The following is a 17,053-nucleotide window of genomic DNA, read 5'->3' on the forward strand; positions in this document are numbered from 1 at the left end:
AGTAGAAGGTCTGCGCTGGCTACCGATGCGCAGACCTCTCTTGTTCTAAACCATCTTATTCTTTTAATATGATCCTGGCAGTTTGAACGCTAATTCCATTCACTGTTAGTCTTGCCATATACAAACCCGGAATTACTCGTTGATCGCTATCGGAGATCAAATTCCATTGAATGGTATGGGTACCCACCTTTTTAGATGAGTCTATCAGCGTTTTCACTCTTTTGCCCATGACATCAAATACGCTCAAGTTTACATGTGCTGGCTGCTGTACCCAGAATTGCAGGTTGGCTACCTCGTTCACAGCATTCGGATAAACAATCAGAGCTTTTGGATCTGCTTGCAACTCTTTGGAGCCCACCTCATTAGTCCTAATCCTTGCACCGCTTCCAGTGGTTACCACAAGCTCAGGCTGATTCGTATCTTCACTGCTTTGAAAATCCAACTGATTGGCATTTGTACTCGTGGTAAGCACAAACGTATAGGTTCCGTTACCTGTAATGGCACTGGAAACATCCCACTCGTTCCATGTATCCGCGGTCACATTGATGGTATTGATGGCATTACCATGGGAGGGTTTATTGTTCCATGTCAGAGTCGTTTCACCCCACGAGTTGCTATCACCCAGCCTTGCTCGAACTGTATTAATATCATCTTTTGAGTAAAGCCTCAGTTTTGCATCGGTCACGCTTCCGGATACTCCGGTTACGGTAAACTTGATGAATGTGAAGATGCGAGCACCACTTCCTGCTTTTACTCTCAAGTAAGTCCGGTCATAAATATTATCAGCTCCCGCTTCCCGAACATACGCGTCGTCAATTGGATTGAAGGTAAATGTGCCTCCTCCACCAGATCCTTGAGGCGTTCCTTGTGCCTGTGCTGAATTTGGAGACTCATTGCTTCCATTATCAATTGCTGAGACCACATAGTAATAGGTCGTTCCGTTGGTTACACCGTTATCGGTGTAGGAGCTAGAGGTGACTGTTGCAATTTGTGTATAGGCACCTCCACTCGTTGTGCTCCTTTTCACCGCATAGCTGGCAAGATCAGGTTCGGAGTTATTCGCCCAATCCAGTGATACTGTCCCGTTTCCGGCTGTAACGAGCAAGCCTGTCGGGGCAGCTGGTGGTGGATCTCCGCCTCCAAGTGGATCGCCAGGGTTGTTGAACAAATCCTGGATTTCTTGAGAAGTCAAGTTTCTTCCATAAACTCTAAATTCGTCCATAGTACCAACGAATGGAGCGTATTTTTTAGGTTTATAAGTACATATACCTAAAGCGCCAGAGGTATATCGGTCACCGTTTGGCTTGCCCTTGATCATGCCATTAGATTTTAATGATTGTGAAGCACCAACTTGTGCTCCATTCATATAGGCGCGCATTTGATTGGTAGATCTATCGACCACCAATACGGCGTTGTACCAGGTATTGGCCTGCACAGTGTTTCCTATTACTTCCAGGACTGTTCCCTTATCATCAGGATCAGTGGTATCAAGCTGCTCAGCCAACTGAAAAGTCAGCTTCTTTGTACTACCATTCATGAAAATGTTGTATCCACTAATCAATTTATGTATAGCCGTAGAAGAGTTAGAAACAATATGACAATCCTGGCCGTCATTGACTGAATAGGAATTCATTTTGAACCATATTGACACCGTGTGTCCTCCGTCGAAAGGGTCGACTACATCTCCAAAAGAAACAAAAGCCCGCGCATCGTCGTCATTATCATCATTTGCGTTAGGCAGCTGAGGAAAACTCCATCCATTGCCTGCTTTTCCGTTAGCTGTAGAGCCGGTAAAGTTTACGGCCGTTGCATCAAAATTAGAACCTGTTTGATCTGATAAAATAGCACCTCCGGACTCAAAGTCATATCGCATCAATAAGTCACCGTTATTGACATCTACCTGAACCCAGGTGGTGTTGTGCAAAGTCCCATCTGAAATGATATAATTGAACTCATCTCGTCCCTGGAAACCCGGTGCGGGCGTATAATTCAGATTACCATTATTTAGTGTCACAGTTCCTCCATTCGAGCTTATAGCGTCAAAGGAGGCTATTTTCACATCATCTCCGTTGCTGTCGAAGTCATTTTTCAGTACAGCAATCGTGATTGACTGCCCAATATTGGCTCTTGCCAAGTCTGGTGTTGCATAGGGATGTACATTCCAGCCATATTGTGCATTGGTCGCCACTGGAAGATTCCCTGAAATACCGGCGTTTTCTCGATTGTACACGTGCCTTTGGTTAGTCGTAGGCCCAAACCACGACCCTCCTCCGGACATGATATCATTGGGGTAAACAAAATGTGCGCCACCCCAATTATGAGAAATTTCATGCTGAAGTCCTGAGTTTTCATCCAATCTCACAGGTACTTTCGTATAGTTACCTCCGGCCAAGGGTGTTCTACTTTGAAAAGCTACTGGATTACCCTCTCCTTGCTGCGTATAAACAATCTGCTGTGCAGGGATAGAATTGGGTTTTACGTTTGACGCGCCCGGATTATCGGCCAGCCCATTTTCTCTCCAGGTAGTTCTGGCATCTGACCCACTGGTATGCAAGTCCGTATCGTTTCTCTTTACTACTCCGGTCAAACGAAGCTGAATCCCCAGATCACGGGCAAACTGCAAGTCCAATGCATTAGTTGCGTGCTCAAGAATGGCAAACATTTTTTGATTGCTCCCATTGGCCTTACCCGCATCATTGAACCATTCAGGTTCAACATCATAAGCAACTTGCAATTTTTTAAAACCTGAGCCAATAGGCACCAATTTCCAACCATGTGCGCTATTACCATTAGTTACAGGCCCAGAGCCTGAACCTGGCGTTGGGTACGGAGCGTTACCGAAGGTTGGTGTCCAGCCAGTAGATTTGCCGTTTATCGAAGCATGTGTATAGGCCTGCGTATTGGACACTGTAACACTTCCCTGACCCGTATTCAGATTGATACTTACTGGTAAATCTTCGATATCCCATAAGTAGCGAATACCCTCTTGTGTAAACGCAGACATCGTATTATTACCGGGCCAAATAACCGCAATCACCACACTATTGGGCTCCTGGGTCACATGACCTCTATAGGTTCTCACCGGATAATTGGTATTATTCAGCGTTATCTCATTAAAATTGGAAGGATTCGCCCCACTGGGGTGGGAAGCAGAGGTGTGATTTTGTGGATCAATATATAGCTTGCAATGGTTAGTGTCTCTGACGTCATATTTGTCAAGCTCCATGGTTACAAATCCGTTGCCATCTGGCCTGGGTACTGATATCGTGATATGATTTGGTAAGAGCTGAGCCTGAGACAGGCTCGGACACAATAGAACTAACAACATCAACAAACTACTGAGTATAGGTACTCTAGTTTTTCTTAGTACGATTTTAATCATCTTTCTTTCATTATGTAAAAAAAAATTGAGGTCTGGTTTTTTTTACAAGGGCTTTGGCATATAGGTACCAAAGCATAAATACTATGATGAGTTAAACCAATAACTTTTGGTTCATCCTGCCTAGGTGATTGGCAACATTTGGTCAGGTTCACTCCACCTAATTCTCATCACATGAAAAGCAATACTCTCAAGTTATCCTATAAACTCAGAGTGGTCATTTTTTTCAAAATTGCAACTCCCAAGTATGCTTGCTTCTTTGGCGACAACTACATCAAATTTTTAATGCCAGTTGTTTTCTATTCAGGTGGCCTTATCTAATAAAGCACCTGACTCATTCATTTCACTTAGTCTTTTACGTCAAAAAGGCACCTCCTCCCTTCCAAAAATGGGGTTCCGCTTCATCCATCTACCACGAGTAAAGTCTGGAAATTGAACCGGTTCACTCCCTTTCAATATTGATTCTTCGGACAAGCAGGTGACTGCTGCCCAGGTAGCACAATCATAGACATCGAGCGGCATAGGAGCATCTCTCTTCAAGGCTTCCACAAAAGCATTGAGCACAAAGAAATCCATGCCACCATGTCCGGCACCTGCTGCAAGTTTTTCATGCTTACGCCACAGGTGATGATCATATTCTTTTAAGTATTTTTCGTCACTTTCCCATTTATGCGATGGACTCACTCCTTCGACATAAATCGAATTGTTCAGATCCATCCATAGACCATTTGTCCCTTGCACTCTGAATCCCAAAGAATATGGACGGGGCAGGTTAGTATCATGGTTTAGGGTAATTGTTTCGTCGTTGGCTGTTTTGATTACGGTGGTTACTATATCTCCCAGCTTAAACTCTATGTCTGCGTTAGGATGATTCTTACCTCCTTTTGGATGGTTGACAATGTAGTTGTGCAAACCTTTTGACTTTGTAGCTGTACTTGTCAGATAAGCATAACGATTGCCTCGGTTGATGTCCAGCATGGTATGCACCGGACCCAGTCCATGGGTTGGATATAAATCTCCATTTCTATTCACTGAATGTTCTGTTCGCCAGCGTGCTTCACTGTATCCTTTTTCACCAAATTCAACACCTCCACCATACAACTGCTGGCCATCGTTGAATTTTACGTGTCTGAGGTCATGCTGGTAGCCGCCTTCCAAATGAACCAGTTCACCAAACAACCCTTTTTTGGCCATTGCAAAAACGGCCATGACGTCTCTTCGATAACATACGTTCTCCAAGATCATGAATGGCACTTGTGTCTGCTCCTGAACATTCACTAAGTCCCAACATTCTTTGATGTCCATGGCACCTGCGACTTCAAGTCCCACAGCCTTTCCTGCTTTCATTGTGTCTACGGCCATTGGCGTATGCCATAGCCATGGTGTGGATATGATCACGGCGTCTACATCTTCTCTTTCCAACAATTTGCGGTAAGCGTAGTCGCCATCTCCAAAAAGAACGGGTTTGTGACCTGCTTCTTCGGTCATGTCTTTGGCCCTTTGCAATACTTTCTTGTCTATATCACAAATAGCTGTTACTTCTATATCGGTCCGCTGTAGCGCAAGCCTTACATGATTTACTCCTCGGGCTCCTACTCCTATAAAGGCCAACTTGATCTTTTTCTTTTGTTGAGCAAAAAGCATTTCCGGACTAAGCAATGAAAGACCTACTCCAGTAATTGCTGTGTTTTTCAGAAATTTCCGCCGATCGTTTGTATTTGTATCAATTCCCATGTTCTAATAATAAATGTTTATTGAGTCCTTTAAATCTTTAGTTCAAAAGTCCCTTACAATGGGTCAAAAGATGGGGTAAAAAATGATCTAAGAAAGGGTATAAAACTGACAATATGCCTTTACAGTGAATTTAAAGGCTTTTTTGCTCTTTTAATGAATCATACACCTTCTCTAATCAGTAGGCAGGCTTACTAAAGATAATCAAGAACGGAGACTACATCAACTTTACTCATTTGGTAGTTAGTCAAAAGTGAATTAATCACTTTGTCTTCCTATACATCCTATACACCAGAGCCCCTTCACTTAAGTTGACCTAAATCGGATTAGCCTTCTTGCTGAATTGAAAGAGGCTGCATTTAAAAAATAATTAGTGAGCGGGCCATAGGTTTTCCGTGCAATACATATATACCTACCAACCATACAGTCGAATTCATTATGATCTGGTAAACTTAAATGTGCTAAAAAGTCGTAGGTAAACTCTTGAGAATCGTCTACCTTCTAGGAGAGTTTAATCAGGGTATCAAACCTCAACTTACGACTAACAATGAGTTATTCGAATAGGTACGCCTACAAGGTTTTTCTGCGAACAAAATCACCTCCACCATAGGCGTACGCTATTACGAATAAGTTTCTTTATTCTTTGGTTATCCTAAATGTTTTAGAAATTTCATCCATATGTAGGCGCACAATGTACACGCCAGGCAAAATATCTTTAGTCTCAATATCTATGTGAGCATTTTTAATTTTCGCCATTGTGGAAAGCTTCAAGGTACCGGCTAATGAATAGATAGCAACCAATGCCGCTTTCTCATCTTTCTTTGCTATGGCTCCGACGTTGATGCTGAAGTAATCCTGCATCGGATTTGGATAGAGTGAAATATCACCAGCAGAAACATTTTTTGAGCTTACCAAAGCTCCATCTCTGAGCGTACGAGCTCCAGCTCCATTCACAATATCCTGAATTTGAGACGCGGATAAAGCAGCATCCGCATAAATCCGAACATCGTCTAGTCCGCCAATCCAAAAATAATTGGAATTATAAGAGGCAGATCCAACACGCACATTGATGCCAGTGGTCACTGTATTGATTGATTGTATTTCTGACCGGTACGAAGCACCTGCGTCTGTTTCATTCGTATTCAACACACCATCAATATAGATTTTTACATCTTTCAGTTTGTCCCCGTCAACCGGATCATAGGTTACTGCCAAATGATGCCATGTATTGTCACCCAATCCATGGGCCACAGATTTTAATGAGCACGACCCTCCTTCTACTCTGACCTTGCCTGCATCGATCATGACATTAAACATTTGACCTTGTGCATTTGTACCCCATGAAACAATGGTTTTTCTCGTGCCACTCGTATTGGTTTTGAACCAAGCTGTAACTGTACGAGCCTTGGTACCATTGACCCCTCTATAGCCATTGTTAACAAGGTAATTTCCAGACAGTCCAGGTGCTTGATAAGCACTGGATGCCGCTCCATTGTGATCTGAAATATATGAAGGAGTAAAACCTCCTACTATTGACAGGTCTCGGTCGTATGAAGATTCATCATCAAGATTTTGTTGAAAATTGTAATGCGCTCGTAAACCCTGAATTGGGTTTCCACCCCCCGAGCCTCCTCCTGTGGTCGTAAACTCCTGGGTATCCATAGACCATGTGATGCCATTATTGTTTTTAATTCTAATACGGTATTTATAAGTCGTATTTGGATTGAGCCCATTAAGCGTAAATGTGTTGTTCCCAGACCCAATGGTGATCGATTTTGAGTTGGGCCATTTATAGTCAAACGTTAATTTATCAGCTGTCCCCAAAAATACCTCGGCCGTCGCATTTGCTCCCTTTTTAGTTACATTATATTTCAGTTGTGCAGAAGTTCCTGTTATTTGTCCAGCTGCTGTATGCGTAAATTCAGCCGGCATTTCATAAAGTTCATCCAAATAGGCGCCCTGCAGATAGGTAGGAACTGCGGAGGGGTTACTTATGGTTATGGTTTCTTTGGGTGTGCCAACAGGCCCCCAACCACCAATTTTCATAATAAACTCATTGTTATTTATTTTGTCCCAATCTCGATAACTAAGCTGTTGTACAGCTGTACCACCTTCCAATGTTGTTATTTTATGCCAGTTCCCAGAGGTATCCAATTGCCACCCTTTGTGACGCACTTCTCTCACCCGATGTCCACTTCTCTTTTCTTTGGTTCCACCAGTAACCTCCAAAAAAGCACCCATATCATCTTCAAGATATTTTAGAACACCATCCTCATTTAATTTTCTTCCACATCCGTACAGCTTCCAATGTCCAGTGTGAGGATCAAGGTAATAAGACCAGAATGTATTGTATGGAGTACCCGGAACTGTACGGACAGCAATCGTTTGAACATTGGTATTTGTATTGATATAAGGGTGGTCACCTCTAGGCTTTACGCCGGTTCCCTCGTGGCCATATTCACCGAACTCAAGTCCCGGGCCTACAGCTATCAGATGACTAAACTCAACTAATGGAGGAACCGGATCATTCTGCCCATAGGACCAAAGAGAAAAATTATACCCTTTGAATCCTCCAACGCCGTCCTCGGTTCCACCCCAGCCAGATCCGGTATAGCCAAACGGAGTGGTAATCGGAGAATAATGCGTATACTTTTTACTAACAATTTTCACCTGATGCACACTTATTTCTACTGGATTATTACTAGTCGTTTTCCATTTACCGTGGACGGCTTTAGGCCTGTATCTACGCATCTCCCTGCTCGAACCGGCCGCTGCGCTTCCACTCAATTTCACCTGTTTAAGCCGACCAACTTCTCCGCTACCAGCAAGAGACCTTATTTGCAGTTTGATCTCATGAAACCCGGCGCCGACACTGGTAAAGGTGACACTGTTTTGGTCCTGATAGTTTCCAAGCCCTCCTGTTGAACTTAAGGTGACCGTCTTTCTCCGACCATCCAGGTAGACGTAAATCTTAGAGCCTGCATGACTGGCAGGAACTCCCATTCTTGGTTTGATTGTCAGGCTCCCAGAGTTATTAATCCTGCATCCAAATATAATGGTGTCTCCAAGGTTTTTCCAATTGTAGACATAGTCAATAACCTCTCCCTTATTGTATTCAAGTCCTCCGGTGCTACTCGAGACATTGGCCTTTAAGGTTCCAACCGGTGAAAAGAAGCTATAGTTAGCATCAATCGTAAGTGTCTGAGCCGATGTTTTTTGAAAAGAAGCCATGAGAAATATGGCCAATGTGAGCAATAGTTTTGCCCGGCTTTTACGTGTAAAATTTTTCATAATGTTTATTTAAAGATTAAAAAAGTACTTATTCGTAAAAGCAGTTTCTATCTTATAACATATGATTGGATCAATAACGCCACCTATGTGATTGGTTAAGTGGCTATACAGATGTCATGTTTTCATATTCTATTCCGTTTATAATGTTGTGAATTTTTGAGTATCAAGAGACCAGGTGATCCCCTGATCGTTGGTAATTTTAATTCTATAGTAGTAGGTAGTCTTAGACATAAGATTATCAACTTGTACTGTATTGGTTCCTGAGCTTACAGTGAATGATTTTTTTTGTGTCCATTTTTCCTCTTTAGTTAATCCTTCTGCAATACCCCAAAATACTTCGACTGACGCATTTGTACCCAAATCTGTCACCTCGAAGTTTACATTTGCCATGTTTGCGCCTATTCCGGTTGGATCAAGATCCGCAAATTCAGCAGGCAACTTGTACAATTCATTCAAATAGGTGCCTTTAAGGAAATCAGGAAGTGGGTCTGGGTTATCCAGTATAACGGTAGTAGCTTCCGTATCCGGTTCGCCCCAACCTCCCATTTTCATATAAAACTTGTTATCTACTTTTCCCCATTCCCTAAAGCTAAGGCCATTGGGCTGTGTACCTCCTTCCATAGTATTGATGAGGTGCCACTTTCCCAAAGTATCCATTTGCCAGCCTCTGTACCTGGACTCTCGAATTTCGTGGCCACTTCTTTGTTTGGTCGCTGGGCCAGCCACCTCCACAAAAGCACCCGTTGAAAGCCCATCAATCAGTCCGTCCTTATTGTATTTTTTACCACAACCATAGAGTTTCCAATGTCCATCACTTGGATCAAGGTAATAGCTCCAGAATGTATTGTAAACTTCTCCAGGTTCCATCCGAACCGCGATAGTCTGCGTATTGGTATCGTTATCAATATAAGGATGATCTCCTCTCGGTTTTACCCCTGTCCCTTCATGGCCGAACGCGCCAAATGTCAAACCTGAGCCAACAGCAATCAAATGACTTTCCTGATAGAAAGGAGGAACCGGATCATTTTTTCCGTAGGACCAAAGTGAAAAATTGAATCCACTAAACGTTTCGGTATCCAGTGACCATGGAGAGCCTACATAGCCAAACGGTGTAGTAATCGGTTGATAGCAATCCACCGTTTTATTCATAACGGTCAGCTCGTGTACACTGATCTCCACAGGCTCAGAACTCTCCGTGCCCCACTTCGCATGCACAGCTTTGGGACGATACCTCCTCATGACGGTTTCTGCGCCTTCTACTGCGCTACCGGTGAGATGTACTCTGGTAAGCCTTCCTACACCCTGGTTAGGATCAATCAATGATTTGAGTTTCAATTTCACCAGGTAAAAGCCAGGCGCCACGTTTTCAAACAAAACTTTTTCTTGTGGCACATATGTAGTTTCTCCTCCTGTATTTTTAAGGATCACTTCGCCAGTCTTATCTGCGAAATATACATTGACCACGGAACCTTCCTGACTTTGAGGAATTCCCATCTCAAGTATCACTTGCAAAGTACCTTCGGATGCAATCTTTACACCGAATAATATGGTGTCGCTTAGCACCTTCCATTCCTTTATGTAATCGTAGTATTCATTTTTATTATACTCGTTGCCCGAAGTTTTATCTCTTTGATTAGCCAGCAGGGTACCTACCGGAGAGAAGAAACTTTCGTTTGGAGTGAGTGTGAGTGTCTCGGCATTCTCTTCCTCAGGGTCAATAGTTTCTGATGCCGATGTGTCTTCTTCCGTGCAAAAAGAAAGTGTGAGGCTCACTGAAAAGGAAAAAATTAAAAGTTGAAATAAATGCGCTGTTCTTTTCATAAAAATTTGCTGGTTAAAATACATCTCGATCGACAACACAAACTCAATAAGTTCCTTACTTAATCTCCAAACTCCTCCAGAGACCATCTTTTACTTCTCTGTTAAGGGTTATCTGTTTCATGCTGAAAATGCGTTAATCGAACGCTTCAAAAGTCCACAAAACAGCGTGAGCGCATGGGGTATAAAATAATCAAATAGAGGGGTTGAAACTTACTTAAAGCGCTTCTGGCTGCGCTAACTAGTTTTTTTTACACTGTTCATGTAGGCGGAAGGTGCTTTACCAAAATAAGCTTTGAAACACTTTCTGAAGTATTTGACATCGTTGAAGCCTACTTCGTACGCGGCTCCACTAATATTATATTGGCCAGCCTCTATAAGCTTTACCGCTTTTTTCAATCGGGTAATTTTTATCAAATCAACTACGGTGTGCCCGGTAATAGAGACGCACTTGCGATAAAGAACGACATGGCTCATACCCATGAGTCTGGCAATTTCATTGATCTTCAAATCTGTGTCTTGAAGCTTTTCTTCAATGACTTCAATCAACTCTTTTAAAAAGCTTTCTTCTGCATTATGCGCTTCTACCGGTTTGGGATCTGCCAATATTTCCTGACGAATAAATTGCTCCGCTTTTTCTCTTGCTTTTAAGAGGTTTTCCACTTTTAGTTGAAGTGTTTTTAGATCAAATGGCTTGGTCAGATAATCATCTGCTCCATTCTCCAAGCCTTCAATTTTATGGTTTGCAGCAGCCCTTGCCGTAAGCAAAAGCACTGGAATATGAGAGGTTTTCGCATGATTCTTAATATGGTAGGTCATTTCATAACCATCCATTTCGGGCATCATTACATCACTGAGCACAACATCAGGCATATGCTGTTTTGCCATTTTCAGTCCTTGTCGACCATCGTGGGCAGTCAATACATGATACTTATCAATAAATAAACCTTTGATAAATTGAAGTATTTGCAAATTGTCTTCAACGATCAATAGGCTGTATTGAAGACTTTCAACTTTATTTTCATTATTGACTGTAGGTGAGGTGGCACTTTCAGGCAATTGTTCGTGATCTATATTGATATAGACCTGTTCTTCTGCTTTGGGGTGACATTTACCAAAAGGAAGCTTAACGGTAAAGCAAGTGCCCTTATCGACCTTTGAAGTCACATCAATTTCCCCTCCATGTAGTTTTACTAGCTCATTGACCAACGCCAGCCCAATGCCATATCCATCTATTTCCTCTTTTGGCGATCGGTAAAACATATCAAAAATATGCTCCAGGTCATTTTCAGAAATCCCTTTGCCTTGATCCAAGACCACAATTTTTAGATAACCCTCCGGGTAAGATTCGCTTTCCTTTAGGTTTTCAGCAACCTTGAGGACAACTTTCCCTACGGCCAGGGAATATTTGAATGCATTAGAGAGCAGGTTAAAAAGAATTTGCTCCAGCTTCTCGTAGTCGCACCAAAAGTTATTGATATGCTCTGGAAAGATGGATTCAAATTCCAGCTGTTTTTGACGCGCCACTTCATGGTAGGTAGCTGTAAGTTCTCCAAAAAGCTCCGTCACGGGTTTGTTAGTGAGTCGCAAGGTCAGTTTTCCGGTTTCCTTCTTACCCAAATCCAGGACCTGCTCGGTCAGGTGTGTCAATCTTTCGGCATTGAACTGAACTATATTTATATAGTTGGACGCTTTGTAATCATATTGACAGGTTTCCTTTAGTTTCATCAAAGGGCCTATGATCAAAGTCAACGGCGTCCTTATTTCATGCGAGATTTTAGTGAAAAAGTTTATTTTCATCTGGTTCAGCGACTTCTCTTTTTCCCGTAGCACTTTTTCCAAATGAAGTGACTGTTTGAGCTTGGCCCATTTATAAAGGTATCTATAAGACAGCCCCAGTGTAAGTATGACAATTATAGCAAAAATGGCATAGGCCCAATAAGTCTGCCACCAGGGAGGCGTCACCGTAATGCGCATTTTTAATGGTTTTACCTCTTCATTTTCTGAATTGTCTAATTTGACCTGCATGGTGTAAGTACCTGGAGGAACGTTAGTGTATTTGGCTACTCTGTCGTTTCCCGACCTTCGCCAATCCAATTCCAGGGGGGACATTTTGTAAGACAAATCATAGTCGCTACCTACCAATTGTCCAAGTATGGTAAAACCTAATGAAAAGCTTGACTGGTCATAGGCAAGTGTAATATCCCTGGTTTGCTCTATTCCGGAACGTAAGGGTCCTTTTTTTGAAGGGACTATTTTCACATTCTGAATAAAAAAATCCGTCGGAATAATGGAGGGTAAATAAGTTGGGCTGGTCTCTACGTTTTTAGGCGTGATTTTCACCAGGCCATTCGTACCACCAAAATATAAATCTCCCCTATGATCTCTAAAAGAAGATCTTTTCAGGTAATGGTTATAAAACCCGGTGTTATTAGAAACACTGAGCAGACTTTGGTTAGATACATTGTATTGATAAACGCTATTAGAAGTGCTAAACCATATATTTCCTGACAGATCTGACTCCAAGCTACTTATGTATGGTTCGTTGAAGTTTCCGCGCATAAATTTAGTTATGGTTCGAAGATCAGGAGACATCGTATACAGACCTTGATTATTAGTGCCTACCCATACGGCTCTGTTGACATCAATTTTTAGTTTGTTGACATCAAATTTTGGAAATCCCTGATCATTTTCGAAGATCAGCCTGTTTGAAAGAGCCGTTAAGGACAAATCATGCAGGTCTATTTCATAGAGCTCTCCTTTTACCGTACCTAAAATGATATTTTCCGTCCCTTTTCCATCTATACAACTCACGATCTCACATGGTATATCGGTCTTGTAGTCAAATACCTTCAGTACGTTGAGCAGGCTATCCGTTACGAAAAGTGCCTTTTTCGATGCAATCCATATTCTGGAATTCGCATCCTTGTACATGGTCCTGATATCGGGTCCAATTTCAAAACGCCGATCTCCATCACTTAGCGATGAAACCCTTTTTATTTGATTGGTTTCCTTCTTATATATGGAAAGCCCAAAGTCGTAAGACCCAATTAAAAGAGTTCCTTCTCTAATCTTAAGTATAAACTGAACATAATTGCCAATTTGGCCTTTGTTACTAGTCAGGTTCCAGGTGCGATGTTGACCATCCATCGTGGCCAACAGGCCCTCGCCATCCGTACCAATCCATTCGTCTCCGTTTGGTTCCACATAGGTAGATAGTACCTTCTTCGATGGACCGTCAGGACCTCCTTTATGGTAGGTGATACCATGAGATTGATCCAGTAGAATATTGACACCTCCCTGGTTGTTTCCCGTCCAGATATTCCCAAACTTATCTTCTCTCACGGATAGTACTGTATTGGAAGAAATTGAGTTATGGTTGAGGGGATCATGTCTGATGATGGAAATTTCAGCCGTTTGCTTGTTGACTTTCACTAAACCGCTACCTTCATTGGCCAACCAGAGGTAGTTTTCATCAACAAACAAGTTCAGTACTTTTAGGATTAAAGTTTCGCTTTTGTTCTTCAGTTCAAAATGCTCAATATCTCCCGTATCAGGGAAAAATTTAAAAAGGTCATTTCCATCGCTGAGCCAAATAAATCCTGATGAATCCCAAACCATGGACGCAATGTCCATACCATCCAGGTATCTACTTATATTGGGCAACAAAAAGTCTCTTTGTATATGCAAAAGTCCATTGATAGCGGCCACCCATGCCCCACCTTTTTTATCCGGCAGCACCTTGTAAGTATAAATGCCTGAAGACAGCAGTACCTTATTTTTAGTCCTAAAATCATACTTTAGCAGGTCACCATTGGTATAAATGGTCAACAAGGATCCGTCATCCAAACTGATATCCCGAAGTTTGGCTCCATGCGGTGCCAAAACCATTTGAAAGTTACCTCTGTTATAATCGTACTCGAACACTCCATTAAAAAGAGAACCAATCCAAACCTTTCCATCAGAACCTATCTCTATTTTTTTAACATGAGGATTAAATCCCACACTATCTTGTGTTTCGAAGTATTTAATCTCTCGAAAGCGATGGCCGTCATACTTAAATAATCCCTGACGAGAGGCAATCCATGCATAGCCCAAATGATCAAACTTAATATCATAAACGGCCTGTATGGGCACACCTTTTAGGCTGGTCAGGCGAAGAAAATAGGGCGTCTCATTGTCCTTTTGTCCAAATGAATTTTGAACGCCCGTAACATAGAAGAACAAAATGATTGTAATCGATCTCAATATCATACTGCCTTAGATATTTTTAAGAAATCAAGCCGGAAATTAACCTATAACCTGTTTCTAATTAATTTTTTGCTAACTGTGCCAATGATGGCCTATTCTCATTTTTAAAACAATGGCATTTTTTTTATATACTCGATAACTGGAATATCTTTTAGTACTCGCAGCAACACTTAAGTAAATAGTACCCTAAACTGTTGTGGCAGATTGGCATACCTTAATGAGAATAATCGTGGTAGTGGACTGTTTTGATAAGTCCAGGTATCTCAACATCTAATTTACGAAAAAAAATTAAATGCCGCTTTTCCGAATGTTCAATTCGTTATATCAAGAAGAAAGTTCTCAACGATAGAAAACCATGCAGTGGAAGATAATTTGGAGTACTTTTTTGCATCTCAACTTCTGTGCAAAAATTAGTGAACTTAATTGACTTGCAAATGGACACTCATGCACCGCTGATCACCGGTGTTGCTCAGTTTATATAAGGAAGGCAGATTCGTAGTCTCTCCGGATTTTATCAATTTTTCTGAAATTGATTCCGGTTCAATATAGCCTTCCTGTGCGTAGGTCCCTTGGTTGAGTTGTCCATTGATCACCCGGAACCAACCCGATCCTTTTTGCTCTACAACTTCAGTATGCTGACCCGGTTCCCAGCAATAAAGAAGTACTTCAAAGTTGCTTTTTTTCAAGATTGAAACTGCACTAAAATCTTCCGAACTCCAGTTGGTAAATTCGGAGAGATCTTCCGAATCAATGTTTGCTGAATGGATGACTTCTTCATAACTATAAACTCCAATGTCGCAGAGGTTTAGTGCATCCAGAAATTGATCGAAGTTGTTTATTATTAATGTTTCCATGAAAGATTTATTTGATGGTTAACCTTAATGAGTCTGTGATGGCGTTATATAGACATAAACTTTTCAGATCTCCAATATCTCACAATGAGACTGTACAGGTCTATAAAACCCATCTTGACGAGTGCAAGTTACAATTCAGGATAGTGCCAAAAACTGACCCTGCTCATGCACGATCGTGATGTACCTCATGACATTCAAATGCCTAGCAGTTACTAACTCTTTTTTCAATCATGTTTGAAAGGGTGAAGCATCATAAACTCGCGACAAATAAGCCCGGCTGCATAATGTCGCCCTCCACGTGACATCTGTGTTTGCTCAAAAACAATCTTTTCTAGCCCTACAAACTACGTTTTCATTGATCAAGTCCGTACGTCAACAAGGTTCGGACAAAAGCGACTTGGTTTCTAATCAATGTAGGGGAATGCTTCCTGTTTTTTGATAAGATGGGTTTAATAATGAATTCAATCCAGATTACTAACTCATAGGCTCATCTTGATAATCCATAACTGAAACTTCAATACCGAGATGAATCATATCATCAAAAAAATGATCTGGCTCTACCGCCCACGCTTGTAAATGCAAACCTGTTGAAATAGAACCTGATAAGTATTGTTTGAGACAAGCAACTATCGCAATAACGGTTATCTCATAACCATCGTGATGAAAAGCAGAAATTTGCATAGATCCTTTTTCTCCCTTGCAATCGGCCACTAGCTTCACCCCAAAGGGTGGTTTTCCAAGCTTGATTCCCCATTCGAATAATCTACCTAATGGCCAATATAAAAAAGGTGGCAAGATATGTATACCCACCCAAAGTATTGGAATCAAGAAATTATCCATTATCGGATTGAAACCAGATATGAAAAAACCAGTATCGTGCAATTCTTTGATTTGGGAAGGGGCGGATCTGATTTCTTCCATCAGCATTGGCGTGCATGGCAACTCACCGTAAGGTTCTCCGAAATTCCATTTTGGTATATTAGTCCAACTCGTTTTTTTCCATTGTGCATTTTCAAGCCATGGTGGATCAAAAGACTTAAACTCTTCCAACATTTCCTTTATTGTAGCATAGGTGTAATTGTATGCGCTCCAATCCATTTTCAATGCCGCATAAACCCTGGCATGGGTTAATGTGCCTAATTTCTGTTTGGCCCAATGGATCATTGCACCCGGAACTCCGGGGTGGAAGCCGCCATCGGTAATGAAAATGAGCTGTTTGTCCTGAATACCTGCTCTGTATTTTCTTAACGTTTCAATTTTTTTGGGAGAGGATAACTGCGTATCGAAATAATCAGTATTGGTCTCAAGGGCAGCTTCAGCCACATGGCTTATATGGCGGACAGAACTTGAAGCTACAACTACCATATCGATTTTGGAAAGAACTTCCAGAAGCATAGCCTTATTAGCCGCATCAGCTCGACAATAGTATATAGCATTGCCTGGATACTGATTCATCAAGATTTCTGCGGTTTCCTTTGCTTTTGTGAGATTGCGACCAGCTATTGTGATTTGAAAATGAGGAACGTGCTGCAGCAGGTAGGAAGCCAGTAGCTTTCCCACATTACCATAACCACCCATGATCAATAGCTTTTTCATACGAGATTCTCCCCTTGTCAATGGAGAATCGAAGGTAGTTTTATCGGTGTAGATGACCTATGATAATCGTCGCCTGAGCCGAAGAGAGAAATCAATGATTGTTTAAAATACTCCTTCTTCCATATGACGAGTA

General features: G+C 41.7%; 7 protein-coding genes. All 7 read right to left on the bottom strand.

Going from position 1 to position 17,053, the window contains the following annotated elements; all coding sequences use genetic code 11:
* Nucleotides 1–55: 55 nt before the first annotated feature.
* The 7 genes from ABJD64_RS06120 to ABJD64_RS06150 all read right to left on the bottom strand — a co-directional run bounded on the left by ABJD64_RS06120 (nt 56) and on the right by ABJD64_RS06150 (nt 16,920).
* Nucleotides 56–3,382, bottom strand: a complete 3,327-nt coding sequence (locus tag ABJD64_RS06120) for a LamG-like jellyroll fold domain-containing protein (protein WP_348179738.1) — start codon at nt 3,380–3,382, stop codon at nt 56–58.
* 357 nt (nt 3,383–3,739) lie between these two features.
* Nucleotides 3,740–5,113 (bottom strand): Gfo/Idh/MocA family oxidoreductase, encoded by a 1,374-nt coding sequence (locus tag ABJD64_RS06125; RefSeq protein ID WP_348179739.1) that lies wholly within the window; start codon nt 5,111–5,113, stop codon nt 3,740–3,742.
* Nucleotides 5,114–5,746: 633 nt separating this feature from the next.
* Nucleotides 5,747–8,401 carry a LamG-like jellyroll fold domain-containing protein gene (locus tag ABJD64_RS06130; RefSeq protein WP_348179740.1) on the bottom strand — a complete coding sequence of 885 codons (2,655 nt, stop codon included), beginning with the start codon at nt 8,399–8,401 and terminating at the stop codon, nt 5,747–5,749.
* 138 nt (nt 8,402–8,539) lie between these two features.
* The gene (locus ABJD64_RS06135; protein WP_348179741.1) at nt 8,540–10,222 is read right to left on the bottom strand and encodes a DUF3472 domain-containing protein; all 1,683 of its coding nucleotides are present in this window, start codon (nt 10,220–10,222) and stop codon (nt 8,540–8,542) included.
* 234 nt (nt 10,223–10,456) lie between these two features.
* Nucleotides 10,457–14,473 carry an ATP-binding protein gene (locus ABJD64_RS06140; protein WP_348179742.1) on the bottom strand — a complete coding sequence of 1,339 codons (4,017 nt, stop codon included), beginning with the start codon at nt 14,471–14,473 and terminating at the stop codon, nt 10,457–10,459.
* 416 nt (nt 14,474–14,889) lie between these two features.
* Nucleotides 14,890–15,324, bottom strand: a complete 435-nt coding sequence (locus ABJD64_RS06145; RefSeq protein ID WP_348179743.1) for a hypothetical protein — start codon at nt 15,322–15,324, stop codon at nt 14,890–14,892.
* A 474-nt stretch (nt 15,325–15,798) separates the two neighbouring features.
* Nucleotides 15,799–16,920: a saccharopine dehydrogenase NADP-binding domain-containing protein gene (locus tag ABJD64_RS06150; protein ID WP_348179744.1), complete on the bottom strand. Its 1,122-nt coding sequence runs from the start codon at nt 16,918–16,920 to the stop codon at nt 15,799–15,801.
* Nucleotides 16,921–17,053 lie beyond the last annotated feature (133 nt).

The sequence above is a fragment of the Reichenbachiella sp. genome, from assembly GCF_039944555.1.
In the GTDB taxonomy this organism is placed as follows: Bacteria; Bacteroidota; Bacteroidia; order Cytophagales; family Cyclobacteriaceae; genus Reichenbachiella.

Bases quoted from the DNA above. Each gene is read 5' to 3' on its own strand.
- ABJD64_RS06145 (WP_348179743.1), bottom strand. From the start codon at position 15,324: ATGGAAACATTAATAATAAACAACTTCGATCAATTTCTGGATGCACTA.
- ABJD64_RS06135 (WP_348179741.1), bottom strand. From the start codon at position 10,222: ATGAAAAGAACAGCGCATTTATTTCAACTTTTAATTTTTTCCTTTTCA.
- ABJD64_RS06120 (WP_348179738.1), bottom strand. From the start codon at position 3,382: ATGATTAAAATCGTACTAAGAAAAACTAGAGTACCTATACTCAGTAGT.
- ABJD64_RS06140 (WP_348179742.1), bottom strand. From the start codon at position 14,473: ATGATATTGAGATCGATTACAATCATTTTGTTCTTCTATGTTACGGGC.
- ABJD64_RS06125 (WP_348179739.1), bottom strand. From the start codon at position 5,113: ATGGGAATTGATACAAATACAAACGATCGGCGGAAATTTCTGAAAAAC.
- ABJD64_RS06130 (WP_348179740.1), bottom strand. From the start codon at position 8,401: ATGAAAAATTTTACACGTAAAAGCCGGGCAAAACTATTGCTCACATTG.
- ABJD64_RS06150 (WP_348179744.1), bottom strand. From the start codon at position 16,920: ATGAAAAAGCTATTGATCATGGGTGGTTATGGTAATGTGGGAAAGCTA.